Here is a 25963-nt window from a genome sequence, read left to right as displayed (position 1 = left end):
ACGTGCTCGCGGGCGGCCCGGACCCGCCCGTCACACACCACGGTGCCGGGCGACGGCGTCGCCCGGCACCGTGACACGGTGAGCGGAGGTCAGCGGCCGGCCGCGCCCGCCCGCCGCTTGGTCCACACGTCGAAGGCGACCGCCGCCAGCAGCACGGCGCCCTTGACCAGCATGACCCGCTCGCTCGGCGAGCCGATCAGCGACATGCCGTTGTTGATCACGCCCATGATGAGACCGCCGGTGATCGCGCCGACCACCTTGCCGACGCCGCCCTGCACGGCCGCGCCGCCGATGAACGCCGCCGCGATCGCGTCCAGCTCGAAGGAGTTGCCCGCCGTGGGCCCCGCCTGGTTGAGCCGGCCGGCGAAGATGATGCCGGCCAGCGAGGCCAGCACGCCCATGTTGACGAAGATCCAGAACACCACGGACTTGACCTTGACGCCCGACAGGACCGCCGCCTGCAGGTTGCCGCCGACCGCGTAGATCCGGCGGCCGAACACCGACCGGTTGGCCAGCAGCGAGTAGCCGAGCACCAGCACGGCCAGCAGCACCAGCACCCACGGCAGGTTGCGGAACCTGGCGAGCTGCACCACCACGGCCATGATCAGGAGGGCCGAGGCGGCCAGCTTGAGCGCGAACATCGGCAGCGGGTCGACCGACTGGCCGTACCCGGCCCGCGCCGCGCGGGTGCGCCACTGCGCCGCCGCCATCCCGGCCACCGCGATGAGGCCGACCAGCAGGCTGAACAGGTCGGCGCCGCCCAGCGGGCCGAGGCCGACGTTGCCGAGGTAGCCGTCGGTGAAGCCGTTGGACAGGGTCCGCACCGCGTCGGGGAACGGGCCGATGCCCTGGTTGCCGAGCACGGTCAGCGTCAGCGCCCGGAACAGCAGCATGCCCGCCAGCGTGACGATGAACGACGGGATGCCGAAGTGGGCGATCCAGAACCCCTGCCAGGCCCCGATCAGGCCGCCCACCACCATCGTGAGCAGCAGCGCGGCCGGCCACGGCACGCCGTAGTTCACCATCAGCACGGCCGACACCGCGCCCGTCACGGCGACCACCGAGCCCACGGACAGGTCGATGTGCCCGGCGATGATGACGAGGATCATGCCGATGGCGAGGATGAGGATGTAGGAGTTCTGGACGATGATGTTGGAGATGTTCTGCGGCTGCAGCAGGGCGCCGTCGGTCAGCACCGAGAACAACAGGACGATCAGGGCGAAGGCGATGTAGATGCCGCTCTGCCGGATGTTGACGGACAGGGGTCCGAGGTTCAGCCTGCCGGGCGGGCGCCGCTCCCCGGGCGTCCCGGCCGGGCCCACCTCGACGTTGGCGGGGGTCGTGCTGCTGCTCATGCGAGCTACTCCTGTCCCATGGTCATGTGGTACATCAGCCGTTCCTGGGTCGCCTCATCGCGCGGCAGCTCGCCGGTGACGCGTCCCTGGGAGAGCGTGTAGATGCGGTCGCACAGGCCGAGCAGCTCCGGCAGCTCTGACGAGATGACCAGCACCGCCTTGCCCTCGTCGGCCAGCTGGTTGATGATCGTGTAGATCTCGTACTTGGCGCCCACGTCGATGCCGCGGGTCGGCTCGTCCAGGATGAGGACGTCGGGGTCGGCATAGATCCACTTCGACAGCACGACCTTCTGCTGGTTGCCGCCGCTCAGCTTCCCCACGACGCTCTGCACGCTCGGCGCCTTGATGTTCATGCTGCGGCGGAAACCCTCGGCGACCCGATACTCCTCGTTCTCGTTCACCCAGCCGCGCCGGCTCAGCCGGCTGCCCAGGCCGACCGCCGAGATGTTCCGCTTGATGTCCTCGATCAGGTTGAGGCCGTACCGCTTGCGGTCCTCGGTGGCGTAGGCGATGCCGAGCCGGATGGCGTCCTGGACGTTGCGGATCTCCACCTCGCGGCCGTCCTTGTAGATCCGGCCGGAGATGCCGACGCCGTACGTGCGGCCGAAGACGCTCATCGCGAGCTCCGTCCGCCCGGCACCCATCAGCCCCGCCAGCCCGACGATCTCGCCTCTGCGGAGGGTGAGGCCGGCACCCGAGACGACGCGCCGGTCGGGCTGGGAGGGGCTGTGGACCGTCCAGTCCTCGATCCGCAGCACCTCCTCCCCGACGCGCGACTCGTGCGGCGGGAAGCGGTTGTCGAGGTCGCGGCCCACCATGCCGGAGATGATCCGGTCCTCCGTGACCGCGCCGCCCGCCATCTCCATCGTCTCGATCGTGCGGCCGTCGCGCAGGATCGTGATGGAGTCGGAGATGGCGATGATCTCGTTCAGCTTGTGCGAGATGATCACGCAGGTGATGCCCTCGTCGCGCAGGCCGCGGAGCAGGTCGAGCAGGTGGGCCGAGTCCTGGTCGTTCAGCGCCGCGGTCGGCTCGTCCAGGATCAGCAGCTTGACCTTCTTCGACAGCGCCTTGGCGATCTCCACGAGCTGCTGCTTGCCGACGCCGATGTCGGCGATCTGGGTGACGGGGCTCTCCGCCAGGCCGACCCGCTGGAGCAGCAGGGCGGCCTGGTGGTTGGTGCGGTTCCAGTCGACGAGCCCGCGCTCGGCCTGCTCGTTGCCGAGGAAGATGTTCTCGGCGATGGACAGCTGCGGGCACAGCGCGAGCTCCTGGTGGATGATGACGATCCCGGCGTCCTCGCTGTCCTTGATCCCGCCGAACCGGCACAGCTCGCCGTCGAACTCGATCTCCCCCTCGTAGGAGCCGTGCGGGTAGACCCCCGACAGCACCTTCATCAGGGTCGACTTGCCGGCGCCGTTCTCACCGCAGATGGCGTGGATCTCGCCACGGCGGACGGAGAGGCTCACCTCCTGGAGCGCGCGCACCCCGGGGAAGGTCTTGGTGATCCCCCGCATGTGCAGGATGGAATCCGTCATCTCCACTCTTCCTCCCGTACTCCTCCTCCGGTGACGGCTCAGCCGAGCTCGGAGGCCGTGTAGTAGCCCGTGTCGACGAGTGCCTTCTGGTAGTTGGTCTTGTCGACGATCATCGGGTCGAGGAGGTAGGAGGGCACGACCTTGTTGCCGTTGTCGTAGTCCTTGGTGTTGTTGACCTCGGGCTTGTTGCCCTTGAGCACGCTGTCGGACATGGTGACGGTGACCTTCGCCAGCTCGCGGGTGTCCTTGAAGATGGTCGAGTACTGCTCACCGGCGATGATCGACTTGACCGAGGCCAGCTCGGCGTCCTGGCCGGTCACGATGGGGTACGGCTGCTCGGAGGTGCCGTAGCCGTTGCTCTTGAGCGCCGACAGGATGCCGATCGACAGGCCGTCGTACGGCGACAGCACGCCGTCCACCTTGGCGTCGCCGGTGTAGGTCTTGGTGAGGATGTCCTCCATGCGCTTCTGCGCGGTGGCCGGGTCCCAGCGCAGGATGGCGACGGTCTTGAAGTCGGTCTGGCCGCTCTTGACCTTGACCACGCCCTTGTCGATGTGCGGCTTCAGCACGGACATCGCGCCGTTGAAGAAGAACGTCGCGTTGTTGTCGTCGGGCGAACCGGCGAACAGCTCGATGTTGAACGGGCCCTTGGCGCTGCCCTCGGAGCCGTCGGCGTTGAGCACCTTGAGCCCCACCAGCAGCGAGGTCGCCTGCTGGACGCCGACCTTGAAGTTGTCGAAGGTGGCGTAGTAGTCGACGTTCGGGCTGTTGCGGATCAGCCGGTCGTAGGAGATCACCGGGATCTTGTTGTCGGCGGCCTGCTGGAGCTGGGTGGTGATGGCGGTGCCGTCGATGGAGGCGACGATCAGGAGCTTGGCGCCCTTGGTGATCTGGTTCTCGATCTGGTTGACCTGCGTGGGGATGTCGTTCTCGGCGTACTGCAGGTCGACCTGGTAGCCCAGCTTCTCCAGGCCGGACTTGAGGTTCTCGCCGTCGCTGATCCAGCGCTCCGAGGACCGCGTCGGCATGGTCACGCCCACCAGTGCGCCGCTGGTGTCGCCGGAGGTGGCTTCCTTGTCGATCGTCTTCTCACTCGATCCGCACGCCGCGACGGTGGCGGTGAGTGCGAGACCTGTGAGGACCGTCGCGATCCGTCCGAATCTCATGAACTGTCTCCTTGTGGGGTGACACGTGCGTACGCGATCCGTGCCGTCGCGGTGGATGCCGCGCGGCGCTGCCACAGCGACGGCGCCGCTCCGGGGGGCGTCGGCCCGCCGGGCGTCGGGGGAACCGCCCTGTGATCAGGCAAGACGCGTCCTCTGGTACGTGCTCTCACACGGGCCGGAGGCGGGCTTGCGGAATGTTAAGCGACTGGGTGGCATGCCCTGACACCTCCGCCCCAGACCCATCGCCCGGTTGAGGACTTCTTGCCTAGGGCCCGAGTGTTATCGCTAACAATTTCCCTGTCAACGCCCCGGGATAACGTCTCGGAAACAGAGCGTTCACGTTACGGCCCGTCTTGCCCCAGGTGACGGGGCCCTTCGAGGCGTGTCGCGGTCGCGCCAGGTCAGGAAGCGGCGGGCATCCGGAGCGGGCAGCGGAGAGCAGGTCCGGCCCGCGGACGCCCAGGGCGGCGTGGTCCAGCCGCATGCCGCCCGCCGGCCCTCGACCGCGAACGGTTTGCGGCCGGCTGTGCGACAAACGGGAATCTTGGTGTTTTGTGTTATCCACGTGCCGGTGCTCCCGTCTCCTGACCGGAGTGACTGAGGTGTCCGGATCGGGGTGAGTGATGTACGCGCGGCCGACGTACGAGGTGGAGACGGTGCTCGCGGCGCGGGCCGGCGATCGCCGCGCCGTCGACGAGCTGGTCACGGCGTACCTGCCGCTCGTCTACAACATCGCCGGCCGCGCCATGAACGGTCATCCGGACGTGGACGACGTCGTCCAGGAGACCATGTCCAGGGTGGTGACCGGCGTGTCCGGGCTACGCGACCCGGAGAGCTTCCGGTCCTGGGTGGTCGCCATCGCGATGAACCAGGTGCGCGAGTGGCGGCGGGCCGGCGCCGACACGCTCGCCGCCCTCGACGAGGCGCACGGCCTGGCCGACGCCTCCGCCGACTTCGCCGCGCTCACCGTCACCCGGCTCGGCCTGTCGGGACAGCGGCGCGAGACCGCCGAGGCCGCCCGCTGGCTCGACGCCGACGACCGCGAGGCGCTGTCGCTGTGGTGGCTGGAGGTCGCGGGGCGTCTGGGCCGTGCCGAGCTCGCCGCTGGGCTCGGCCTGCCGGAGAGCCACGCCGCCGTCCGGGTGCGCCGCGTCAGGCAGCGGCTGGAGACCGCCCGCGCGGTGGTGCGCGCCCTGGCGGCCCGCCCCCGCTGCGCCGAGCTGCACGGCCCGGCCGCCTCCTGGGACGGGCGGCCGTCCCCGCTGTGGCGCAAGCGCCTGTCGCGGCACGTGCGCGAGTGCCCCGCCTGCTCCGGCCACGCGGCCGACCTGGTGCCCGCCGAGCGGCTGCTCGCCGGTCTCGGCCTGGTCGCCGTCCCCGCCGGGCTCACCGCGGGGCTGAGCGCCGGGCTGATGGAGGCCGCCGCCGTCCCGGTGGTCCAGGGCGGTCTGCAGGCCCAGGGCGGCCTGCTCACCCAGGGCGGCCTGCTGGCCAAGGGCAAGGCGGCGGCCGGCGCGGCGGGCTCGTCCCTGGCCGCCAAGCCCCTGCTGGTGGCCGCCGTCAGCACCTCGCTCGTCGCCGGCGGCGCGGTCGCCGTGCGGACCTTCGAAGCCGAACCTCCGCCGCCGCGGGCCGCCCCGGCCGCCACCGTCTCCGCGGCCCCCGCCCGTACGCCGTCACCGATCCGCCCCTCGGAGACGGCGCCGACGACACAGGATCCCGTGCCCGCGCGGACCGGGCGACCGGCCGGTGTGTACGGCGTGACCGTCGACACGGCCGACCAGGCGCCGCCCCCCGGCCGCCGCCCCGGCCCGCTGCCGAGACGCCCCGTCGGCACCCTCGCGATCACCGGCGTGCACGGCCACTCCAGGTACGGCGGGGCCCCCAGCATCACCCACCGCGGCGACCACACGACCATCTCCGGCCGGGGCTACGTCGAGGTCCGCTGGGGCATCCTCTACCGCAACCGGGTCGGCGCCTTCGCGCCCGCCACCTGGACCGGGCTGAAGGGCAGGCTCTTCCACGTCGCCTCGGGCGGCGGCCGGCGGCTGGACGACGAGTCGGCCCCGGGGGTCACCTGGATGGGCTCCCCGGACACCGGCTTCGTGCGACTGCCCCCGGGTCACCAGCAGATGTGGCAGAACGAGTTCTACTACCTCGACGGCCAGGTAACCCTGCACAACAACGAGAGGGGCGCCGACCTCGACCTGACCGTCGCCCCCCGGACGTGGACGGAGGTCTGGCGGGACATCTCCACCCGCCCCGACCCCCGCAAGGGCGTCCTGCGCTACGGCCTCACCCGCGACACCGGCGACGACCGAGCCCCCGTCCCGCAGTACGTCACCCGCGCCACCCCCGCCGACCCGGCCCGGGTCCCGCAGCACAGCCGCGTCCGCGCGACCGTCCCGGCCACGACGACCACCACGGCAGCGCCCGCCGGCCCGGGTGCGGCGCTGCGGACGGGAGTGTCGCGCGTCCTGCGCCCGGTCAACCGCGAGGGCACGGCCGTCACGGTGTCGGGCGGCGTGGGCGCACTCGGGACGCGGGCGCTCACCCTGCGGATCGTGCCCGGCCTGGCCGGTTCCGGCGGCTACTCGTTCGTCACCCCCGACGGGCGCCACCTGCGGCACCGGGACTTCGTGATCCGGTTCGAGGCCGACGACGGCAGCGCGCTGTTCGAGCGCGACGCCACCTTCCGGGCCCGGCCGGGTGCCGCCACCGGCTCGGTGCGGCTGGAGTCGGTCAACTACCCCGGCCGCTTCGTCCGCCACCGCGCCGGACGGCTGTACCTCGACGACGCGAAAGGCCAGGACCTGGCAGTGTTTCGCAGCGACAGCTCATTCCGGGTGTTGTGATAACGTGGCGGCGTTGCAGTTTGGTACCCATGAACTCGTGTGCGCCTGACGGGATGTAACCCTCGGGCGCACTTTTGTTTTTGACCGGTCATGTCCGGATGGGCCAAGGCGGCGACGCGGGATCCGTGAGGTGCGGATCCCGGATCTGCGCCTGTAAAGGGAGAACGACATGGCGACCGGCACCGTGAAGTGGTTCAACTCCGAAAAGGGCTTCGGCTTCATCGAGCAGGACGGCGGCGGCGAGGACGTGTTCGCGCACTACTCCAACATCGCCGCCCGCGGCTTCCGCGAGCTGCACGAGGGCCAGAAGGTGAGCTTCGACATCACGCAGGGCCAGAAGGGCCCGCAGGCGGAGAACATCGTTCCCGTCTGACGCCCAGGACGCGTGCGCGAGCCGGTGACCGCCGAGTGCGGTCACCGGCTCGCGGTGTTCCGGGCCGGCCCGTGGTGTTCGAGGCCGGCCCGGTGCGATCCGCACCCCAAGCTGATCCCCGCGCCGGTCGGCCGGGCGCATGTCCGGCGATGCGGAGGCACTACCCCACCTTGCGCTGCACCACGCCGAGCAAGCGGTCCGTCGTCAGATAGCCGGACTGGCGGGAGTCATACGAGCGGTCCGGGTTGTCCCCCAGCACCACCAGGCGGCCGGTGGGAACGCGGGTACCCGGCTCGCCCCGCAGGGCGGGCACGGTGTCCCGCGGGATCGGGTCACCCGGTACGGCCGCGACCCGCTTGATGATCCAGCGCGGGCTCAGGCGACCGCCCGGCGGTGGGTGGCCCGCTTCGGCGAGCACCACGACCTGCCCGGCGCGCAGCGAACGGGGTGGTGTCCGCTGGACGACCAGGCGCTCGCCCGGCCGATACGTCGGCAGCATGCTGTCCCCGCGAACAGTCACCACCACATAGCGCCGGCGCAGCCAGACGACGGCGAGCACGCCGGTGGCACCGGCGAGCGCCGCGATCGCGCCGATCACCGAGACACCCCCGTCGAGTGGACTTCGTCGCGATAGCCGGTGGCCTGCCGGGTGAACAGCTGCGCGTAGGTGCCGCCGTCCGCGAGCAGCTCGGCGTGCGTGCCCTGCTCGGCGACGACGCCGTCGGCCAGGACCACGATCTGATCGGCGTCGCGTACCGCGCCGAGGCGATGGGAGATCACCACGCTGGTACGCCCCGACCGCAGCGTCGCGAGCTGACTGTGCACCTCGTACTCGGCCTCGGGATCCAGGCCGGCGCTGGGCTCGTCCAGGATCATCAGGTCCCGGTCGCGGCGCAGGAACGCCCTCGCGAGCGCGACCCGCTGCCACTGCCCTCCCGAAAGCAGCACGCCGTCCGCCTCCTCGCCTTCCGGGTCCGGGGCGAACTCGCGGCTCAGGAGCGTGCGATAGCCGTGCGGTAAGGCCGCGATGGTGTCGTGGACGCCGGACTCCTGGGCCGCGCGCTCGACCCGCGCCTGATCCTCGGCAGCGACCAGGTCGCCCACCGCGATGTTCTCGGACGCTGTCAGCTCGTACGCCACGAAGTCCTGGAAGGCCGCGCCGACCCGGGCGCGCAGCGTCTCCGGCGCCACGTCGCGGATGTCCACGCCGTCCCACAGGATCGATCCGCGTGTCGGGTCGTAGAACCGGCACAGCAACTTCACCAGCGTGCTCTTGCCGCCGCCGTTGCGGCCGACGAGCGCGACCGTGCGGCCGTGCGGGATGAACAGGTCGACGCCGCGCAGGACCCATGGATGAGCGTCGCTGTACCGGAACCAGACGTCACGCAGCTCGATGCCCCGGCGTAGTTCGGGGAGCGACCCGTGGTGGCGTGGTGCCGGCAGGTCGGGGCCGGAGGTCACGATCGTGACGTGATGGTGGAAGGTCAGCAGCTGTTCGTAGGCCATCACGCCGGCCGACACCATGACGTTCAGCGCGGCCTGCACCCCGGCGACGGCCGCCACGAACATCGACACGTCGCCCACGCTGAGCTGCCCGCGGCCCGCCGCGAGGATCGTCCAGACCAGTCCCGCACCGGCCACGCTCACCGACGCGCCCGACAGGCTCGCCTGCACGAAGAACTCCCGCCTGTCCACCCGGCGGCGCGCGGCGTTGGCCGCCCGCAGCTCGGTCAGCATGCGAAGGCGCAGGAAGGCGCCGAGGTCGAACAGGCGGATCTCCTTGGCGGCGTCCGCGGTCGACATCAGGTGCGCGAAGAAGAGCTCCCGGCGCTCGGCCGGCCCTATCCGCCACAGCATCGCGACCCGCTGCCGCGACAGCCGCAGCTCGATGAGCAGCGCCGGCACGGCCGACAGAAGCACCAGGACGGTGAACGTGGGATTGATCAACACCAGGGAGCCGACGAACCCGGCGACGGTCACCGCGCTGCGTGCCGCGGAGGTCGCGGTGTCCACCAGCCTGCCCGGGTTGGCCGCGCTCTGCTGGGCCAGGCGCATCCGGTCGAGGAAGGCGGGGCTCTCGAACCGGGCCAGTCCCGTGAAGCGGGTCACCGCCGCGAACAGCTCGTCCTTGGCGTGTACCGCCGTCCGCCGGTCCACCTCGGCACGCAGGTACTGTGCGGCTTGCGTCGCCGCTGCGGCGGCCGTCGTCACCACGGCGATCGTCACCGCGAGGCCGAGCAGCACGGTGGTCTGGCGGTTCGCCAGGCCGTCCAGCACGCCCTTCGTCAACCAGGCCACGGCCACCGGGGCGGCGGCGCCCACGAGCGTGACGGCCAGGTATCCGAGCACGTGGACCGGAGCCGACCGCCACACCATGCCGGCGGCCCGCGCCGCGCATCCCGCCAGGACCCGGGACGTCGGCGTCGTCGCGGGCCGGCGGCCGCTCACGCCGCAGACCCGGCCGGCAGCCGAGAGACGCTGGGCGCCGTCGCGAGCAGCCTGCCGCCCGCGCTCACCTGGAAGAACGTCGGGAACGCCTGCACCTTGAACGCGCCCGCGACCTGCGGGGACGCGTCGTCCACGATCACCTGAGCGACCGGTGACAGCGCCGTGACCAGCTGCGCGGGATCGCCCGACCGGCCGTCGACCACCGCCAGCACCCGTGACCGGTCCTGGTCCGCCGCCCAGGAGAGCAGCTCCGGCAGCTGCTCGTGACAGCCTCGGCAGTCCGGCGACAGGAACGCCACGACCGTCCCTTCGGGCAGGAGGTCCCGCGACACGCGGTCTCCGTCCACGGTCGTCGCGTCGAAATCGCCGACGACCTCGCCGGCGGCCACCCCCTGGCCCGCTCCCGCCAACCCCGAGCCGACGGCCTCGTACAGCGCGTCGATCAGCTTGGTGTGCTCCCGGAGCCGCCGGACGACGGCGAGGGTCAACAGCAGGTTCGCCAGACACAGGGCGCCGACGAGGGCCACGATGGCGATCAGGTAGGACACAAGACACCTCCGTGTCGAAAGCTCATGAGTGTGTGCCCGGCCGCGGCCGACCACCGCCGGGCACAGGTCATCGTGGCGGGCTCGTCACCCTGCCGGCGGTCACGAGCAGTAGACGTAGCTCTTGCAGCCGCCGCAGGAGACGCGGCCGTTCGGGTAGTAGCAGCAGTACTTCGCGGTGTGCGCCGGGAAGCCGCAGCACTGGTAGCCGCAGTCGGTGGCCCGGGCAACGGTGTGCGGGGCGATCATCTCGAGCACCCGGTCGGCCAGTCTGGAAACGATGCGCATCGAACCTCCCTGTCGGCGGTGCCGGCGGGCCCTCGCCCGCTCGGCGCGGCGGGGTGCGGTCGGCCCACGCCGCCGTCCCGCCGCTCGTGGCAGCCTGCATCCGGGGGCTGAGCGATTTCTCAATGAATTCTTAACGGCCTATCTCTGCTGCTCGCAGGCCGCGATGCGGTCGCGCACCCGGTCGGCCTGCGCGTCGCCGAGGGCGTCGTAGCACTCCACCGCTCGCTTCCAGGCGTCGAGCGCGGCAGCCGTGTCACCCGCCCGCAGGCGCGTCTCACCCAGCCGGACCAGCGTCTCGGCAGCCGGGTACAGGTCGTCGCAGCCGCGCAGCAGCTCCACCGCCCTCTCGTAGCACGCCACCGCCTGCCCGAAGTCGCCTTTGGCCTCCAGCACGTGGGCGATGCTGTCCCAGGCGTGTCCCTCGCCCTGGGCGTACCCGAACTCGGCGAGGATGCGCTGTGCCCGGCGGCAGTCGGCCAGCGCCTGGTCGTACTCGCCGATCTGGGCCCGGAGCCAGCCCGCGTTGTTCAACGCCCGCGCCTCGCCGATGGCGTCGCCGGCCTGCCGGAACAGCTCCCGCGCGTGCCGGGTGTGGCCGAGCGCCTCGCCGGGTCGCACCCGGTTCAGCGAGACCGACAGGCCCAGGTGGATGTGCGCCTGCAGGGACGGCTCGTCGAGGTCCCGATGTAACTCGATCGCCCGCTGGAAGTGCACGACCGCCTCCTGGTCGCGGCCGAGCCTGCCGTGGGCGCGCGCGATGCAGTTGTGGCAGCGGGCCTGCGCCAGCCGGTCGCCGAGCCGCCCGGCCGCGTCCACCGCCACCTCCTGGACGCGCAGGATCTGCTCCCACGGACCGTGGCGCTGCATGAACTCCGAGAACGCCCAGGCCAGCTGCCACGCGTGCCGGTCCAGCCCGGCCGCGGTCGCCTCCGCCAGCAACGCCGGCAGCGCCGCCGACTCGTCGGCGTACCAGCGCAGCGCCTCGGCCTGCCCGGCGAACTGCTCCACCGCGGCACCCCGCGCCCGCGCCGGCAGGGTCAGCGTCTCACGGTAGGGGTAGCAGGCCCTGCTCGCGGCGCAGGCCGAATGCAGGTAGTAGTCCAGCAGGCGCCGCGACGCCGCACGCCGTGCGGCGCGGCTGTCGGCGGCGCGCCCCTGTTCCGACGCGTACGCGCGCAGCAGGTCGTGCAGATGCAGGCGCCCGCGCGCGCGGAGGTCGACCAGGTTGGCGCGATCGAGGTGCGTGGCGAGCTCCCGGGTGCGCTCCTCCGGCAGGGCGGCCAGGCTCGCCGCCGCCGCGAGCGGCAGGTGTGGCCCCGGGTGTTGCCCGAGGAGCCGGAAAAGCCGGAGCGCGAGCTCGGGCAGGTCCCGATACGACCGCCCGAACACCCTGCGCAGGTCGATCGCCGGGTCGCTGTGGGTGAACGGGTCCAGATCCGCGCCGCTCCGCGCGAGTTCCGCGGCGACCTCCGAAAGCGGCAGATCGGTGCGCCGCGCCAGCTGCGCCGCGACGATCGCCAGGGCCAGCGGCAGCCGGCCGCACCGGCGAATGATCAGCGCGGTCGCTGCGGGCTCCGCGGCCAGCCGCGGCTCCCCCAACCGCGCCGCCAGGAGGCGGTGGGCGTCATCGTCCGACAGGACGTCCAGACGCACCAAGGAGGCACCCGCGGTGATCGCGAGACCGGACAGCTCGGAACGGCTGGTGATCAGCGTCAGGCACCCCGGCGCGGTGGCCAGCAGCGGTCGTACCTGCTCGGCGCCGCGAGCGTCGTCGAGCACGACGAGGACGCGCCGGAAGGCCAGCATGCTGCGGTAGAGCCCGATCTGGGCCTCGACGTCCGACGGCACCCGGGTTTCAGGGACTCCGAGCGCCCCGAGGAACCGGGGCAGGACCATGGCCGCGTCGGCCGGACCGACCGTGCTGAGATCGGCGTACAGCTGCCCGTCCCGGAAGCGGTCGCGATTCAGATGAGCCCAGCGCAGCGCGAGTGACGACTTCCCCACCCCGGGCGGTCCCGAGATCGCGCAGACCGCCGCGGTCACCGGCCGTTCGCCGCTCGCGCTCGCGGCCAGTTGTTCCAGCTCCGCCGCCCGGCCGACGAAGCCGCTCAGGCCGACCGGCAACTGGGCCGGGACCACGTGGGCGGTCCCGGGCACGTCGCCGGACCGCAGCAGCGTCCCGTGGACGCGCTGCAATGCCGCACTCGGCTCGACCCCCAGTTCGTCGGCGAGGGTCCGGCGTACCCGCGCGAAGTGCGCCAGTGCCTCGGCGGTTCGCCCCGACGCGTGCAGCGCCTCGACCAGCGCGGCTGCCAGGAGTTCGTCGAGCGGGTGTTCGTCTGCCAGCGGCGACAGCGTCGCCACCACGGCCGCCGCGTCACGGCCGGTCATCGTCCGTGCCCACCGCAGCACGCTCTCCTTGCGTTCGTCGCGCAGCCGGTGGCGGGCACGCTCGGCCCATTCGCCGGGCAACCCGGTCAGCGGGTCGCCGCGCCACAACGCGAGAGCGTCGTCCAGCAGCGGAGCCGGATCCGGCTCCGCCATCGCACGGAAGGCGACGCTCCGGAACCGCGACACGTCCACCGCGGATTCGTCCACGTCGAGCAGGTAACCTCCGGGCCGGTGGACGACGGCGCCGTCACCCGCCAGCACGTCGCGGCGGATGCGGGTGATGATCGTGTACAGGGTGCGCCGCGCGCCGGCCGGAACCTCCTCGCCCCAGATCCGGGCGAGGAGCGTCTCGACGGGCACCACTCGGCCGACCTCCCAGGCGAGCGCGGCGAGCGCGAGCGCGACCTGCGGTGGCTGTACGGGCCGGGTCTGGCCCCGACGCTCCACCTCGACAGGTCCGAGCAACCGGATCAGCACGACGGTCCCCCCTGTGTGGATCTTCGAGCGTAACGAACCCATAGGGCACGCGGCATGCCGATCGTCCGCGAAAGCCTCCCTGGCCGGTGCTTTTGGGCGGCTGACGCAGGCTGCCGTGATCTCGTTTGCCTGCGCGATGACCGGCGGGGCATCGCTCCCGACGAGAGCCCGCACGGGCATGCGCCCGCCCGGAGCGGGACCGGGGCGGGCCTGCTCCCGCAGCGGAATCCAGGCGGGCCTGCTCCCGGAGCGGAACCCGGTGCGGGCCTCAGCCGCCCAGGAGCTCCTGGACCGCGTCGTCGGCCGTGTCGCGGATCTCGAAGCGCTTGGTCAGCCCCGTCATGGTGAACAACCGCGTCATGCGGGCCCGCACGCCGCTGAGCAGCACCCGCCCGCCGGCCGCCTCGGCCCCGTTCAGGACCGAGATGAGGACGCTCAGCCCGGTGGAGTCGCAGAAGTCGACGCCCTCCAGGTGGATGACCACGCGGGGCGGCTCGTCGCCGCTGACCGCGTCCGTCAGGGCCTGGCGCAGATCGGCGGCGGTGGCGATGTCGAGCTCGCCCGCGAGGTTCACGACGGTCGCCCCGTCGTGCCGGGTGATGACCGAGGAGAAACCGGTCCGCCTCGCCTGGTTCACGCGCACATCCTCCCGACGCCGACGACATGGCGCTTCCACGCCGCACCTCGCCCGTACATGCCGACAGGACATGATTGCATAGCGTAAGCGACACGTGCGACTTGGCGACCCCGCCGCCTACGCTCCCGCGCGGGGCAGCGTGACCGTGACGACCAGCCCACCGCCCTCGCGCGGCCGGGCCGTGACGTCGCCGCCGTGCGCCCGGGCCACCGACCGGACGATCGACAGGCCCAGCCCCGCGCTGCGCCCGGTGACCATGCGCTCCTCGCCGAGCCGGTGGAACGGCTTGAACAGCGCCGGGATCTCGTACGGCGGGACGGCCGGCCCGGTGTTGGACACCTCCACCTCGGCCTCACCCGCGGGCGAGGTGCGGCTCGCGACCCGGACCCAGCCGGTGCCGTCGCCGGTGTTGTGCCGGATGCCGTTCTCGACCAGGTTGTGCACCATCCGTTCGAGCAGCATCGCGTCGCCGCCGGCCGGTGCGGGGAAGGCCGCCTCCTGCACGGTGACGCGCGCCTGCTCGGCCTCCGGGGCCGTCTGCGCCACCACGTGCGCCACCACGTCGGCGAGGTCCACCGGCGACCGGTCGCCGATCTCGTGGTCGGCGCGGGCGAGCAGCAGCAGCCCGGAGATGAGCCGTTCGTGCCGCGCGTTGATCTCCAGCAGGCTCTCGCCGAGCCGTTTGACGTCGACCGAGGCCGTCCGGCGGTGCATGGCCAGCTCGACCAGCGCCCGGTTGAGCGTCAGCGGGGTGCGCAGCTCGTGGGAGGCGTTGGCGACGAACCTGCGCTGCCCGTCGAAGGAGTGGTCGAGCCGTTCGACCATGGTGTCGAACGTGTCGGCCAGTTCCTTCACCTCGTCGACCGGCCCCCGCAGCGCGATGCGCTCGTGCAGGCCGCGGTCGGCGGCCGGGGCGGCGGCGATGCGCCGCGCCGTCGCCGTCACCAGGCGCAGCGGGGCCAGCATCCGCCCGGCCACCACCCAGCCGAGCGCGGCGGCGGCGAGGGCCACCACGGCCAGGGCGACCGCCCCCTGGGTGAGCAGCGACGTCACGGCCGCCTCGCGCAGCTCGGCCTCCTGCGCCTGCATCCAGCGCAGCGCGTCGGCGCCCTCCAGCATGTACCCGTTGGGAGAGACGATGGCGAGCCGGGTCGGCCTGCCGCCCGGCGCGCCGTAGCGGGAGTTGAACGACCGCGAGAGTTGCTGGTTGAACAGCAGGTACGTGACCGCGAGCAGCGTCAGCCCGGCGAGGAGGAACAGCGCCCCGTACACGAGCGTGAGCCGGGCCCGCAACGTGGGGTGCGGCGTGCGGATCTTCATCCGATTCGGTATCCCACGCCCGGGACCGTCTCCACCACCGCGGGCTCGCCGAGCTTGCGGCGCAGCTTGAGAATGGTCAGCCGGACCACACCGGTGAACGGGTCGGCGTTCTCGTCCCACGCCTTCTCCAGCAGCGTCTCGGCCGGCACCACCGCCCCCTCGGCCCGCAACAGCTCGGTCAGCACGGCGAACTCCTTCTTCGACAGCGGCACGTATCTGCCGTCCCTGAACACCTCCCGGCGCGCGGGATCGAGCGTGATCCCGGCCCGCCGCAGCACCGGCGGTGCCGCGGGCCGCGCCCGCCGCCCCAGCGCCAGCACCCGCGCTGCCAGCTCCGCGAAGGCGAACGGCTTGGCGAGGTAGTCGTCGGCGCCCAGCGACAGCCCCGCCACCCGGTCGCCGATCTCCGCGGCGGCCGTCAGCATGAGCACCCGCGCGGTCGAGTCGGACGCGACCAGCTCACGGCACACCTCGTCGCCGTGCACCACCGGCAGATCCCGGTCGAGGACGACCACGTCGTAGTCGTTGACCCCGATCCGCTCCAGCGCCGCCGCGCCGTCGTGCGCCGTGTCGACCGCGTGCGTCTCCTCGCGCAGCCACTCGGCTATCGCGTCGGCGAGCATCCGCTCGTCCTCCACCACCAGAACCCGCATCGCCGTCCTTCCTCGTGTGCCGCGTCGATCCTGCCGCAACCGCCGTTTCCCCGGCGTTAGCGCGCATGGAAACGGCCGGGAAACGGCCCACCCGGTTGCATCTGTCCCCGTACGGCCGGCACGGGTCCGGCCCGGACGAGGAGAGCACACGTGCGGAACACATTGCGGCGAGGACGGGTCCTCGGAACGGTTTCGGCGCTGGCCCTGGCCGCAGCCCTGACCCTGGCCGGATGCGGCGCGGACGACGGCGGCGGCTCCGACGTCGCGTCGGCGACCGGCGGCGGAGCGGCCGCGACCGGCAGCGCGGCGCCCAGCCTGAGCAACGACGAGAAGGGCGTGAAGTTCGCGCAGTGCATGCGCGAGAACGGCATCGACATGGCCGACCCGCAGCCGGGCAAGGGCGTCATGATCACCGGGAAGCCGGGCAGCGAGGAGACCATGGCCAAGGCCATGGACGCGTGCAAGCAGTACCAGCCGACGGGCGGCACCGGGCCGGGCGCCCAGCAGAACGCCGAGCGGATGCGCGCCCTCGCCCAGTGCATGCGCGACAACGGCGTGCCCGACTTCCCCGACCCGGAGCCGGGCGGCGGCCTGCGCGTCACCGCCGACATCGCCGGCGACCCCGACTTCGAGGCGGCCCAGCAGAAGTGCCGGCTGAACCCCGGAGGCTCCTGATGGGCCGCACCACCCTCGGCGACCCGCCCGCAGCCGGGACCGACCCGCCCGCTTCCGGCACCGAGCCGCCGTCGCCCCGGCCACGCCGCCGCCGGGGCAGGAGGGCCGCGGTCCTGCTCACCGCCGTCGCCCTCACCGGGGCGGCCGCCGTGACCGTGACCAACGCCGGCCTGCTGGAGGGCGGCGGGGCGGAGCCGGCGGCGGCCGCCCTGCCCCCGGCCACCACCCGGATCACCGAGCAGACGCTCGACGACACCCGCGACGTGGACGGCGAACTCGGCTACGGCCCCGCCACCACGGCGGTGAGCCGCAGACCCGGGACGATCACCTGGCTGCCCGACAGCGGCGCCCGGGTCAGCCGCGGCCGGTCGCTGTACCGCGTCGACAACGACCCCGTCGTGCTCCTGTACGGCTCGACGCCCGCGTACCGCGACCTGCGGATCGGCGCGGAGGGTCGCGACGTCGAGAACCTGGAGCGCAACCTGCGCGAGCTCGGCTACGACGGCTTCACCGTGGACGACACCTACACCGAGGCCACCGCCGCGGCCGTCATGGAGTGGCAGGACGACCGCGGCCTGGACCAGACCGGCGTCGTCGAGCTGGGCCGTGTCGTCTTCGCCGCCGGAGCGGTCCGGGTGGAGACCCTGGACGCCCAGCCCGGCCAGCCCACCGGCCCCGGCCGCAAGGTCCTGTCCTACACCGGTACCGAGAAGGTCGTCACCGTACGGCTGGACGCCGAGGACCAGCGGATGGCCGGCAAGGGCGCCAAGGTCACCGTCACGCTGCCCGACGGCGGACGCGTGCCCGGCAAGGTGACGGAGGTCGCCACCGTCATCGAACCCGGCGACGGCCCCAACGCCGAGCCACAGACGAGGCTGGAGGCGCTCGTCTCCCTGACCGGCGGCAAGAAGGCCGCGCGCAAGGGGGTCGCGCGCCTCGACCAGGCGGCGGTGGACGTCACGTTCACCGCCGCCCGGCGCGAGGACGTGCTCACCGTGCCGGTCGCCGCGCTGGTCGCGCTGCGCGAGGGCGGCTTCGGCGTGGAGGTCGTCGAGGGCACCTCGACCAGGTACGTCGCGGTGGAGACCGGTCTGTTCGCCGGCGGCCGCGTCGAGATCAGCGGGCCCGGCCTCACGGCGGGCATGACCGTGGGGATGCCCCGGTGACGCCGCCCATGATCTCCATGTCCGAGGTGACCAGGGCCTACCCGGGGGGCGTCGTCGCGCTGGCCGGGGTGTCGCTGGAGATCGAGCGGGGCGAGCTGGTCGCCATCGCCGGGCCGTCCGGGTCCGGCAAGTCGACCATGCTGAACACCATCGGCACCCTCGACCGGCCCACATCCGGGACCGTGCGCGTCGACGGCTACGACGTCTCCGCCCTGTCCGACAGGGCGCTGTCGGCGCTGCGGGCGACGCGCGTCGGCTTCGTGTTCCAGCACTTCCACCTGGCCGCCAAGGTGCCCGCACTGGACAACGTCGCCGACGGCCTGCTCTACAGCGGCCTGCCCCGCTCCGAACGGCGGCGCCGGGCGGCCGCCGCGCTGGAGCGCGTCGGCCTCGGCCACCGGCTCGACCACGAGCCGCACGAGCTGTCCGGGGGCGAGCGGCAGCGGGTCGCCATCGCGCGGGCCGTGGCCGGGGACCCGCCGCTGCTGCTGGCCGACGAGCCGACGGGTGCCCTGGACTCCGTCTCGGGCGCCGGGGTGATGGACCTGCTGCACGACCTGAACGACGCCGGCACCACGATCGTGATCATCACTCACGACCGCGAGATCGCCGCCGGCCTGCCCCGCGAGATCCGCATGCGTGACGGCCGCGTCGTCGCCGACGTCACCCGCCCGGTCACGCCGGTGGCGGCGGTCCCGGCAGGGGGATCGTGATGGCCGTGGTCGAGCTCGCCGACCGGCCGCCGCCCGTCCCGGCCAGGATGCGGCCGCGCGACGTCCTGCGGGTCGGTGCGGTGGGCCTGCGCACCCGCCCGCTGCGGGCCTTCCTGTCCGCGCTGGGCATCGCCATCGGCATCGCCGCGATGATCGGCGTGGTCGGCATCTCCTCCTCGTCGGGGGCCGAGCTGGACCGTACGCTCTCCGCGCTGGGCACCAACCTGCTCACCGTCTCCTCCGGGCGCACCCTCCTCGGTGAGGAGGCCAAGATGCCGGTGGAGGCCGAGGCGATGATCGAACGGATCGGCCCCGTGGACGCCGTCTCCGCCGTCGGGTACGTCGCCGACGCCAAGGTGTACCGGAGCGAGGAGATCCCCCGCGCCCAGACCGGCGGCATCTCCGTCTACGCCGCCCGCCCCGACCTGCTCGCCACCGTCGGCGCCGCGCCGCGCAGCGGGACCTGGCTGAACGAGGCCACCCACCGCTATCCGGCGGTGGTGCTCGGGTCCACGGCCGCCGAGCGGCTCGGCGTGCCCGCGGCCGGCCCCGACACCCAGGTGGTCGTCGGCGGGGAGAGGTTCACGGTCGTCGGGATCCTCGATCCGGTGCCGCTGGCCACCGAACTGGACACGGCCGCGCTCGTCGGGTGGCCCGTCGCCGAGGCCGTGCTCGGCTTCGACGGGCACCCGACGACCCTCTACACCCGTGCGGAGGAGGCGCGGCTGGAGTCCGTCCGGGAGGTGCTAGCCGGGACGGCCAACCCGCAGGCGCCGAACGAGGTCGAGGTGTCGCGCCCGTCGGACGCGCTCGCCGCCAAGCAGGCCACCAGCCAGGCGTTCACCGGGCTGCTGCTGGGCGTCGGCGCCGTGGCGCTGCTCGTCGGCGGGGTCGGCGTGGCCAACACCATGGTCATCTCGGTGCTGGAACGGCGGCCGGAGATCGGGCTGCGCCGCTCGCTCGGCGCCACGCGCGGGCAGATCCGCACGCAGTTCCTCGCCGAGTCGCTGCTGCTGTCCGCGCTGGGCGGCGCCGGCGGCCTGCTGCTCGGCACGGGGGTCACGGCGGGGTACGCGCTGTACCAGGGGTGGCCGGCCGTGGTGCCCGCCTGGGCGACCGGCGGCGGCCTGGCCGCCACGCTCGCCATCGGAGCGGTCGCGGGCCTCTACCCGGCCGTCCGCGCCTCCCGCCTCTCCCCGACCGAGGCCCTCGCCACTCCTTGAGCCCGGCGGCGGCCGCCTTCTCCCGCCCGCTCGGTCACCGGGGCGGGCGGGAGAGGGGGCGGCAGTTCGTCCACGGGCGGCCGTGGCCGTCTGTGAAACTTTCATAGCGTAACCGATAGTTTCAGCACCACCGGGCTCCCTACGTGCTCTGCCGGTTGACCCCTACCCCCAGCGTGCCTACCGTCCGGGTGGATCCCAGACCGGGCCGAAAATTTCGGAACGCACGTGGAGGTGGACGCCTGTGCCTTCGCACGACCGCTCCCGCATCAGGACCCTGGCGCTGGCCGCCCTCTTCGGGCTGCTCGCCGCCTTCCTCCTGCCGGGCACACCCGCCGGCGCCTCGGCGGCGCTGCGCCAGCACGCCGCGGCGCGCGGCAAGTTCATCGGCGCCGCCCTGGCCACCGGCCCGCTGGCGAACGAGAGCGCCTACCGCGACATCGCCGCCGCCGAGTTCAACCAGATCACCGCCGAGAACGCCATGAAGTGGGACGCCACCGAGCCCAGCCAGGGCCGGTTCACCTTCACCGGAGCCGACGCCGTCGTCGACTTCGCCGCCGCCAACGGGCAGCAGGTCCACGGCCACACCCTCGTCTGGCACAGCCAGACCCCCGGCTGGGTGCAGAGCCTCGGCGCCACCGCCATGCGCGCGGCCATGCGCGAGCACATCGCCCAGGTCGTCGGCCGCTACGCCGACGACCCCGCGGTCGTCTCCTGGGACGTGGTCAACGAGGTCTTCGACGACAGCGGTGGCATGCGCACCTCGTTCTGGTACAACACGCTCGGCGAGAGCTACATCGCCGACGCCTTCCGCGCGGCCCGCGCCGCCGATCCCGACGCCCGGCTGTGCATCAACGACTACAACGTCGAGGGGATCAACGCCAAGAGCACCGCCATGTACAACCTCGTGCGCACGCTGCGCCAGCAGGGCGTCCCGGTGGACTGCGTCGGCTTCCAGGGCCACCTCGCCATCCAGTACGGCTTCCCCGGCCAGGTCCAGCAGAACATGCAGCGCTTCGCCGACCTCGGCGTCCAGGTCAGGGTCACCGAGCTCGACATCCGCATGGTGATGCCCCGCGACGCGAGCAAGGACGCCACCCAGGCGACCTACTACCGCGACACCGTCAACGCCTGCCTCGCCGTCACCGCCTGCGCCGGGATCACGATCTGGGGCTTCACCGACAAGCACTCCTGGGTGCCCGACACCTTCTCCGGCCAGGGGGCCGCGCTGATCTACGACGAGAACTACCGTCCCAAGCCCGCCTACACCGCCGTCCACGACGCCCTCGCGGGCGGCACCGGCTCCGACACCACGCCGCCGACCGCGCCGGGCACCCCGGTGGCGTCCGGCGTCACGGCCACGACCGCCACGCTGACCTGGACCCCCTCCACCGACGCGGGCGGCAGCGGGCTGGCCGGCTACACCGTCCACCGGGAGCAGGGCAGCACGGACCCGCAGCTCGGGCAGAGCGCCGGCCCGTCCGTGACGCTGACCGGGCTGAGCCCCGCCACGCGCTACGAGGTGTACGTGCGCGCCCGCGACGGCGCCGGGAACCAGTCCCCGGCCTCCGCCACCGTGGCCTTCACCACGGCCACCGGCGGGGGAGGCGGGCCGTGCGCGGTCGCCGCCACCGTGCAGACCCAGTGGGGCAACGGCTACGTCGTCCAGCCGGTCACCGTCACGAACACCGGCGCCTCGGCGCTGAACGGCTGGACGGTCACCTTCACCCTGCCCGCGGGCCACACCGTCACCGGGTCCTGGAACGCCACCCTCACCACCAGCGGGCAGACCGTCACGGCGCGCAACGCCGCCCACAACGCCGCCCTCGCGCCGGGCGCGACCGCCACGTTCGGCTTCCAGGCCGGCCGCCCCGACGGGAACACGGCCACCCCGTCCGGCTACGCCTGCGGCTGAAAAAAGACCGCCTCCCGGGCGATGAGTTCCGGCCGGTCGCCGAGTCAGGACAGGTGAGACCACCTCATCGCCTCGGGAGGCATCATGAAGCGACCCGCCCTGGACGGCATGCTGCTCGCCAGCGCCGACCCCGAACGGCTGAGCCGCTGGTACGCCGCGGCCCTCGACCCGGAGGCCGACACCGTGGTCGGCGACTACCGGGTGCTCACGTTCGGCGGCTTCCATCTCATCGTCGACACCCGCTCCGACATCTCCGACAAGAACCCCGAGCCCGGCCGGTTCATCCTCAACTTCGACGTGGCCGACGCCCGCGCCGTGGTCGCCCGGATGACCGGGCTGGGCGTGTCGTGGCTGGCCGAGCTGGAGGACCGTGACGGCAGCCTGTTCGCCACCGCGATCGACCCGGACGGCAACTACGTCCAGATCATCCAGCTCAGCGAGGAACACCGCGCGGCCATGTGAGAGGAGGTCACCATGCTCGGCTCGGTCAAGGCGTTCAGCGGCTTCTCCGTCGACGACATCGAGGCGGCCAGGGCGTTCTACGAGGGAACGCTCGGCCTGACGGTGTCGGTGGAGAACGGCCTGCTGACCCTGCACATCAGAGGCGGCCGGGACATCCTGGTCTACCCGAAGGACGACCACACGCCGGCCACGTACACCGTGCTCAACTTCCCGGTGGACGACATCGGCAAGGTGGTGGACGAGCTGGCCGCGCGCGGGGTGCGCTTCGAGCGCTACCCGCACCTGGAGGCGGACGAACGGGGCATCTTCCGCGGCGGCGGCCCGCTCATCGCCTGGTTCGCCGACCCGGCGGGCAACATCCTGTCGGTTTTGCAGGAGCCGTAAGGACGGGGGCCGCCCGCTCCGCCCCGAACGGCACGGGGCGGAGCGGGCGCCGGGCCGTCAGTGACCGGACGGCGGGTCCTCGGTGTAGCGCAGCAGGTCGCCCGGCTGGCACTCGAGCACCTCGCACAGCCGCGTCAGGGTGGAGAACCTGATCGCCTTGCCCTTGCCGGTCTTGAGTATCGACAGGTTGGCGATCGTCACCTCCACCCGGTGCGACAGCTCGGTCAGCGTCATGCCGCGCCGGGCGAGCAGCTCGTCGAGCCGGACCTCGATCCGTCCGGTGAGTTCGCCCGGCGGCACTCAGATCGTCCCTTCGAGCTCGTCCAGCATGACCAGCCCCCGCCCGATCACCTCGGCCACCACGAACGCCCCCATGCCCATCAGCATGCCGGCGACGGGACTGACGGCGTCGCCGAGGGCCACCCAGGCATCGGTGACCGTCAGGTGGGCGGCGACGGTCTTCGCCCCGAAGTCGAGGGCGAAGGCCACCGGTGAGCCGATGAGGAGCACCGCACCGATCCTACGCAGGTCGCCGACCGTGTCCGCCGAGAACAGCGCCCGGTCGCCGGCCAGTCCCCGCGTCGTGATCCGGGTGAGCAGGAACAGCGCCACCACGATGATCAGCACGGTGGGCAGCCACGTGAAGAGGAACAGCCCGGCCAGCAGCGGGGCCCGCTCCGGGTCGTACAGGCTCGCCTCGACCCGCACGTCCACAGCGTGCACGCCCGGTACGAGGGTGCCGCCGAGCGGCACGCCGGCGGACGGCAGCCGCAGGCCGGCGAAGCCCGCGCCGCCGCGGGGCTCGCCCGGCACGGCCATGGCGGCGCTCTGCACCAGCCCGCCCACGAGGAGCAGGGTGAACAGGACCGTCGCGGTCGTCAGCAGCACGTGCAGGCGGCGCGTCCACCGGCCGTCCATCCGGGCCACGAGAGTTCCCCGGCCGTCCGACATCGCAGCTCCTTTATTGTTTTTCGATGAGGACGCCTCCACCGTAACATCGAAAATCGATAAAAGACCACCCGTGGTCGCCAAGGTGTGGCCGACTGCCGGACGGGCATCGGTACCGTCATGGCGATCCACACGGTCTCCTCCTGGAGGGAGCTCGACGACTCGATCAGCGAGGTCAGCGGCCTGCGCGGGCACCGTGCCGGCGGCCGTTCCCACTCGACCGTGGTCTTCCGCGGCCGGGCCCGCCCCCCGCACGTGCTGCTGGCCGGGCTGGCGCGGCTGACCGGTGACTGCCCGGCCGTGGAGCGCCATCTCATCCGCAACTTCCGCAAGTACGCCCATCGCCAGGCGCCCGGCCCGACCCTGTGGGACTGGCTCGCCCTCGGGCAGCACCACGGCCTGCCCACCCGGCTGCTCGACTGGACGTTCTCGCCGCTCGTGGCGCTGCACTTCGCGACGGTCGGCTGGCCCGAGGAGGCGGCGATGCTCGTCGGCGTGGACTGCGCGGCCGTGCACCAGGAGCTGCCCGCGCCGCTGCGCGACGTGCTCGACGGCGAGGGGGCGCTGCTGTTCACCACCGAGATGCTGGCCCGCGCCGCACCCGATCTGGACACCCTGGACGAACTGGGCGCCGACGATCCCTTCCTCGTGTTCTTCGAGCCGCCGTCGCTGGACGAGCGCATCATCACCCAGTCGTCGGTGCTGTCGGCGCTGTCGGACGTGACCCGGCCGGTCGAGGACTGGCTGGACAAGCACCCCGATCTGTGGTGGGCCTGGCGGGTGCCTCCCGAGGTCAAGGCCGAGGTTCGCGAGCGGCTGGACCAGGCCGGGATCACCGAGCGCGCGCTGATGCCCGGCCTCGACGGCCTGGCCGCCTGGCTGCGCCGCTACTACTCGCCCGGCGCCGCCTCCGGCCGGGACGAGGATGCCTGCGCCTCCACCCGGATGGCGGACCAGGCGCCGCCGGACGACCCCGCCGGCCCCGGCCCCGGCCGCGACGACGCCCGCTGACCGCACCCCGCCCGCCGGCCCGTCCCGGGTTCGCGCCTCGGCCCGTCGTGGAGCGACTCTCGGCCCGTCCCGGATCGGCGCGTCACGGTGGCCGGCCGCGCGTGTCAGCGGTCGGCGGTGGTGGGGCGGTGCTGCCGCGCGGCACCAGGCGCGCGGCCGGGTCCTCGGCGTCCGCCGCCTGCTCCCCGGCGATCAGCGACAGCAGGGTGCGCGCCGCCCGGGCGCCGTAGGCGGGGATGTCGCGGGTCAGCGCGCTCAGCGCCGGCCGGACGACCTGGGAGAGCGGCGAGTCGTCCCAGGCCACGATCGACAGGTCACCGGGCACGTCCAGCCGCAACTCCAGCGCGGCGGACATCCCGGCGACGGCCATGATGTCGTTGTCGTAGACGATCGCCGTCGGCCGGGTGGGGGCGCTCACCAGGCGGCGGGTGGCCCGCGCCCCCTCCGCTCCGGTGTAGTCGGTGTGCATGACGGCGGGCGTGCCCAGCCCGAGCTCCGCGCAGGCGGCGGTGAACGCCCGGTCGCGCAGCACCGTGTGCACCAGCTCCGGCAGCCCGGCCACCCGGGCGATCCGGCGGTGCCCGAGCGCCGCCAGGTACTCGACGGTCTCACGCACGGCTGCGGCGTCGTCGGACCACACCGCCGCCAGCGGCCCCGACTCCGACGGATGGCCGATCACCACCGCCGGCAGGCCGAGCTGCGCCAGCACGGTGACGCGGGGGTCGGCGAAGCGCAGGTCCACCAGGATCACGCCGTCCACCCTGCCCTCGCCGGACCAGCGGCGGTAGACCTCCAGCTCCTCCTCCGGCGTGCTCGAGACCTGCAGCATCAGCGCGTACGAGCGTCCGGACAGCTCGGTCTCGATGCCGCTGATCAGCTCCATGAAGAACGGCTCGACGCCCAGGATGCGGGCGGGCCGGCACAGCGTCAGGCCGACCGAGTGGGCCCGTGCCCGGCTGAGCGCCCGCGCCGCGCTGTTGGGCCGCCAGCCGATCTCCTCCGCGATGGCCTTGATCACCGCCCGCTTGGCCGCCGACACCCCGGGACGGTCGTTGAGCGCGTACGATACGGCCACCTTGGAGACTCCCGCGCGCCGCGCGATGTCGGCGATCGTCGGACGCTTCACCGAGCCCCCTCAGCGTGAACCGGTTAGCCATTTGTGCAGACGAACCATACTCCCGCCACGCCCCGATGACACGGGTGAAATGGCGATATTCCGCTCCCTTTCGTGCATGCAGGATTTCGACCTCATTACAGGTCTTGACTGAGCGATCGTGCGATTTTACGGTCGCGATACTTACCCGGTTCAGTGGGAGCGCTCTCACAGCGGGTCCGCCGCCTGCGTGTCGGCGCGGGCCGAGAACGGCCGCTGACCGGTCCACACGGCGGCTCACGCCGCCACCTCGGGGCTGTGCCAGACGGT

At 72.6% G+C, this 25963-nt stretch carries 24 protein-coding genes; 10 read left to right on the top strand and 14 right to left on the bottom strand.

Going from position 1 to position 25963, the window contains the following annotated elements:
• Positions 1-89: 89 nt before the first annotated feature.
• The 3 genes from mmsB to chvE are packed head-to-tail and all read right to left on the bottom strand — an operon-like array spanning position 90 to position 4059.
• On the bottom strand, positions 90-1355 hold the full coding sequence (gene mmsB / locus FHU36_RS27485) for a multiple monosaccharide ABC transporter permease (protein ID WP_185086685.1): 1266 nt from the start codon (positions 1353-1355) through the stop codon (positions 90-92).
• 5 nt (positions 1356-1360) lie between these two features.
• Positions 1361-2893 (bottom strand): multiple monosaccharide ABC transporter ATP-binding protein, encoded by a 1533-nt coding sequence (gene mmsA / locus FHU36_RS27480; protein WP_185086684.1) that lies wholly within the window; start codon positions 2891-2893, stop codon positions 1361-1363.
• Between the two features lie 38 nt (positions 2894-2931).
• Positions 2932-4059, bottom strand: coding sequence for a multiple monosaccharide ABC transporter substrate-binding protein (chvE, locus tag FHU36_RS27475; protein WP_185086683.1), 1128 nt, complete (start codon positions 4057-4059; stop codon positions 2932-2934).
• A gap of 623 nt (positions 4060-4682) precedes the next feature.
• Between chvE and FHU36_RS27470 the strand changes: the two genes are divergently transcribed.
• Positions 4683-6914 carry a sigma-70 family RNA polymerase sigma factor gene (locus FHU36_RS27470; RefSeq protein ID WP_185086682.1) on the top strand — a complete coding sequence of 744 codons (2232 nt, stop codon included), beginning with the start codon at positions 4683-4685 and terminating at the stop codon, positions 6912-6914.
• Positions 6915-7083: 169 nt separating this feature from the next.
• Complete coding sequence (locus tag FHU36_RS27465; RefSeq protein ID WP_185086681.1) at positions 7084-7287, top strand: cold-shock protein; 204 nt, start codon at positions 7084-7086, stop codon at positions 7285-7287.
• Between the two features lie 160 nt (positions 7288-7447).
• Here FHU36_RS27465 and FHU36_RS27460 read toward each other — a convergent pair whose 3' ends face one another.
• The 8 genes from FHU36_RS27460 to FHU36_RS27425 form a co-directional block, all read right to left on the bottom strand.
• Positions 7448-7885, bottom strand: a complete 438-nt coding sequence (locus tag FHU36_RS27460) for a S26 family signal peptidase (protein WP_221496600.1) — start codon at positions 7883-7885, stop codon at positions 7448-7450.
• Positions 7882-9735 carry an ABC transporter ATP-binding protein gene (locus tag FHU36_RS27455; protein ID WP_312891861.1) on the bottom strand — a complete coding sequence of 618 codons (1854 nt, stop codon included), beginning with the start codon at positions 9733-9735 and terminating at the stop codon, positions 7882-7884. The genes FHU36_RS27460 and FHU36_RS27455 overlap by 4 nt, the downstream gene beginning before the upstream one ends.
• Positions 9732-10283 (bottom strand): thioredoxin domain-containing protein, encoded by a 552-nt coding sequence (locus tag FHU36_RS27450; protein ID WP_185086680.1) that lies wholly within the window; start codon positions 10281-10283, stop codon positions 9732-9734. Before FHU36_RS27450 ends, FHU36_RS27455 begins: the two co-directional genes overlap by 4 nt.
• Before the next feature lie 99 nt (positions 10284-10382).
• The gene (locus FHU36_RS27445) at positions 10383-10568 is read right to left on the bottom strand and encodes a hypothetical protein (RefSeq protein WP_185086679.1); all 186 of its coding nucleotides are present in this window, start codon (positions 10566-10568) and stop codon (positions 10383-10385) included.
• 138 nt (positions 10569-10706) lie between these two features.
• Positions 10707-13436 carry an AfsR/SARP family transcriptional regulator gene (locus FHU36_RS27440; protein ID WP_185086678.1) on the bottom strand — a complete coding sequence of 910 codons (2730 nt, stop codon included), beginning with the start codon at positions 13434-13436 and terminating at the stop codon, positions 10707-10709.
• A gap of 268 nt (positions 13437-13704) precedes the next feature.
• Positions 13705-14073, bottom strand: coding sequence for an STAS domain-containing protein (locus FHU36_RS27435; protein ID WP_221496599.1), 369 nt, complete (start codon positions 14071-14073; stop codon positions 13705-13707).
• Positions 14074-14190: 117 nt separating this feature from the next.
• Positions 14191-15393 (bottom strand): sensor histidine kinase, encoded by a 1203-nt coding sequence (locus tag FHU36_RS27430; protein WP_185086676.1) that lies wholly within the window; start codon positions 15391-15393, stop codon positions 14191-14193.
• Positions 15390-16046 (bottom strand): response regulator transcription factor, encoded by a 657-nt coding sequence (locus FHU36_RS27425; protein WP_185086675.1) that lies wholly within the window; start codon positions 16044-16046, stop codon positions 15390-15392. The genes FHU36_RS27430 and FHU36_RS27425 overlap by 4 nt, the downstream gene beginning before the upstream one ends.
• Positions 16047-16196: 150 nt before the next feature.
• Here FHU36_RS27425 and FHU36_RS27420 point away from each other — a divergent pair, with 150 nt between their 5' ends.
• From FHU36_RS27420 to FHU36_RS27390, 7 genes are all read left to right on the top strand, one after another.
• Complete coding sequence (locus FHU36_RS27420; protein ID WP_312891860.1) at positions 16197-16721, top strand: hypothetical protein; 525 nt, start codon at positions 16197-16199, stop codon at positions 16719-16721.
• Positions 16721-17887 carry a peptidoglycan-binding protein gene (locus tag FHU36_RS27415; protein ID WP_185086674.1) on the top strand — a complete coding sequence of 389 codons (1167 nt, stop codon included), beginning with the start codon at positions 16721-16723 and terminating at the stop codon, positions 17885-17887. Before FHU36_RS27420 ends, FHU36_RS27415 begins: the two co-directional genes overlap by 1 nt.
• A gap of 8 nt (positions 17888-17895) precedes the next feature.
• Complete coding sequence (locus FHU36_RS27410; protein ID WP_185087674.1) at positions 17896-18600, top strand: ABC transporter ATP-binding protein; 705 nt, start codon at positions 17896-17898, stop codon at positions 18598-18600.
• Positions 18600-19823 carry an ABC transporter permease gene (locus FHU36_RS27405; RefSeq protein WP_246502585.1) on the top strand — a complete coding sequence of 408 codons (1224 nt, stop codon included), beginning with the start codon at positions 18600-18602 and terminating at the stop codon, positions 19821-19823. Before FHU36_RS27410 ends, FHU36_RS27405 begins: the two co-directional genes overlap by 1 nt.
• A gap of 241 nt (positions 19824-20064) precedes the next feature.
• On the top strand, positions 20065-21735 hold the full coding sequence (locus FHU36_RS27400) for an endo-1,4-beta-xylanase (protein WP_185086673.1): 1671 nt from the start codon (positions 20065-20067) through the stop codon (positions 21733-21735).
• Positions 21736-21819: 84 nt separating this feature from the next.
• A complete protein-coding gene (locus tag FHU36_RS27395; RefSeq protein ID WP_185086672.1) occupies positions 21820-22197 on the top strand; it encodes a VOC family protein in 378 nt (125 codons plus the stop codon).
• Positions 22198-22209: 12 nt separating this feature from the next.
• Positions 22210-22581 carry a VOC family protein gene (locus FHU36_RS27390; RefSeq protein WP_185086671.1) on the top strand — a complete coding sequence of 124 codons (372 nt, stop codon included), beginning with the start codon at positions 22210-22212 and terminating at the stop codon, positions 22579-22581.
• A gap of 57 nt (positions 22582-22638) precedes the next feature.
• On the opposite strand, the gene FHU36_RS27385 is transcribed toward FHU36_RS27390, so the two are convergent.
• Both FHU36_RS27385 and FHU36_RS27380 read right to left on the bottom strand, forming a co-directional pair.
• Positions 22639-22881 carry a helix-turn-helix domain-containing protein gene (locus tag FHU36_RS27385; protein ID WP_185086670.1) on the bottom strand — a complete coding sequence of 81 codons (243 nt, stop codon included), beginning with the start codon at positions 22879-22881 and terminating at the stop codon, positions 22639-22641.
• Positions 22882-23532, bottom strand: a complete 651-nt coding sequence (locus FHU36_RS27380; protein ID WP_185086669.1) for a DUF2975 domain-containing protein — start codon at positions 23530-23532, stop codon at positions 22882-22884.
• Between the two features lie 117 nt (positions 23533-23649).
• On the opposite strand from FHU36_RS27380, the gene FHU36_RS27375 reads away from it, so the two are divergent.
• Positions 23650-24540 (top strand): FRG domain-containing protein, encoded by an 891-nt coding sequence (locus tag FHU36_RS27375; RefSeq protein ID WP_185086668.1) that lies wholly within the window; start codon positions 23650-23652, stop codon positions 24538-24540.
• 82 nt (positions 24541-24622) lie between these two features.
• On the opposite strand, the gene FHU36_RS27370 is transcribed toward FHU36_RS27375, so the two are convergent.
• Positions 24623-25666 (bottom strand): LacI family DNA-binding transcriptional regulator, encoded by a 1044-nt coding sequence (locus FHU36_RS27370; RefSeq protein ID WP_185086667.1) that lies wholly within the window; start codon positions 25664-25666, stop codon positions 24623-24625.
• Positions 25667-25963: the final 297 nt, after the last annotated feature.

The sequence above is a fragment of the Nonomuraea muscovyensis genome (genome assembly GCF_014207745.1).
Lineage (GTDB): Bacteria > Actinomycetota > Actinomycetes > Streptosporangiales > Streptosporangiaceae > Nonomuraea > Nonomuraea muscovyensis.
The sequence above is the reverse complement of the archived record's forward strand: the minus strand, read 5'-3'. Positions and strand labels throughout refer to the sequence as shown.

Excerpts from the sequence above, each read along its gene's own strand:
- FHU36_RS27445 (WP_185086679.1), bottom strand. The coding sequence starts at position 10,568 with ATGCGCATCGTTTCCAGACTGGCCGACCGGGTGCTCGAGATGATCGCC.
- chvE (WP_185086683.1), bottom strand. The coding sequence starts at position 4,059 with ATGAGATTCGGACGGATCGCGACGGTCCTCACAGGTCTCGCACTCACC.
- FHU36_RS27415 (WP_185086674.1), top strand. The coding sequence starts at position 16,721 with ATGGGCCGCACCACCCTCGGCGACCCGCCCGCAGCCGGGACCGACCCG.
- FHU36_RS27375 (WP_185086668.1), top strand. The coding sequence starts at position 23,650 with ATGGCGATCCACACGGTCTCCTCCTGGAGGGAGCTCGACGACTCGATC.
- FHU36_RS27465 (WP_185086681.1), top strand. The coding sequence starts at position 7,084 with ATGGCGACCGGCACCGTGAAGTGGTTCAACTCCGAAAAGGGCTTCGGC.
- FHU36_RS27425 (WP_185086675.1), bottom strand. The coding sequence starts at position 16,046 with ATGCGGGTTCTGGTGGTGGAGGACGAGCGGATGCTCGCCGACGCGATA.
- FHU36_RS27430 (WP_185086676.1), bottom strand. The coding sequence starts at position 15,393 with ATGAAGATCCGCACGCCGCACCCCACGTTGCGGGCCCGGCTCACGCTC.
- FHU36_RS27395 (WP_185086672.1), top strand. The coding sequence starts at position 21,820 with ATGAAGCGACCCGCCCTGGACGGCATGCTGCTCGCCAGCGCCGACCCC.
- mmsB (WP_185086685.1), bottom strand. The coding sequence starts at position 1,355 with ATGAGCAGCAGCACGACCCCCGCCAACGTCGAGGTGGGCCCGGCCGGG.
- FHU36_RS27410 (WP_185087674.1), top strand. The coding sequence starts at position 17,896 with ATGATCTCCATGTCCGAGGTGACCAGGGCCTACCCGGGGGGCGTCGTC.
- FHU36_RS27390 (WP_185086671.1), top strand. The coding sequence starts at position 22,210 with ATGCTCGGCTCGGTCAAGGCGTTCAGCGGCTTCTCCGTCGACGACATC.
- FHU36_RS27405 (WP_246502585.1), top strand. The coding sequence starts at position 18,600 with ATGGCCGTGGTCGAGCTCGCCGACCGGCCGCCGCCCGTCCCGGCCAGG.
- FHU36_RS27470 (WP_185086682.1), top strand. The coding sequence starts at position 4,683 with ATGTACGCGCGGCCGACGTACGAGGTGGAGACGGTGCTCGCGGCGCGG.
- mmsA (WP_185086684.1), bottom strand. The coding sequence starts at position 2,893 with ATGACGGATTCCATCCTGCACATGCGGGGGATCACCAAGACCTTCCCC.
- FHU36_RS27380 (WP_185086669.1), bottom strand. The coding sequence starts at position 23,532 with ATGTCGGACGGCCGGGGAACTCTCGTGGCCCGGATGGACGGCCGGTGG.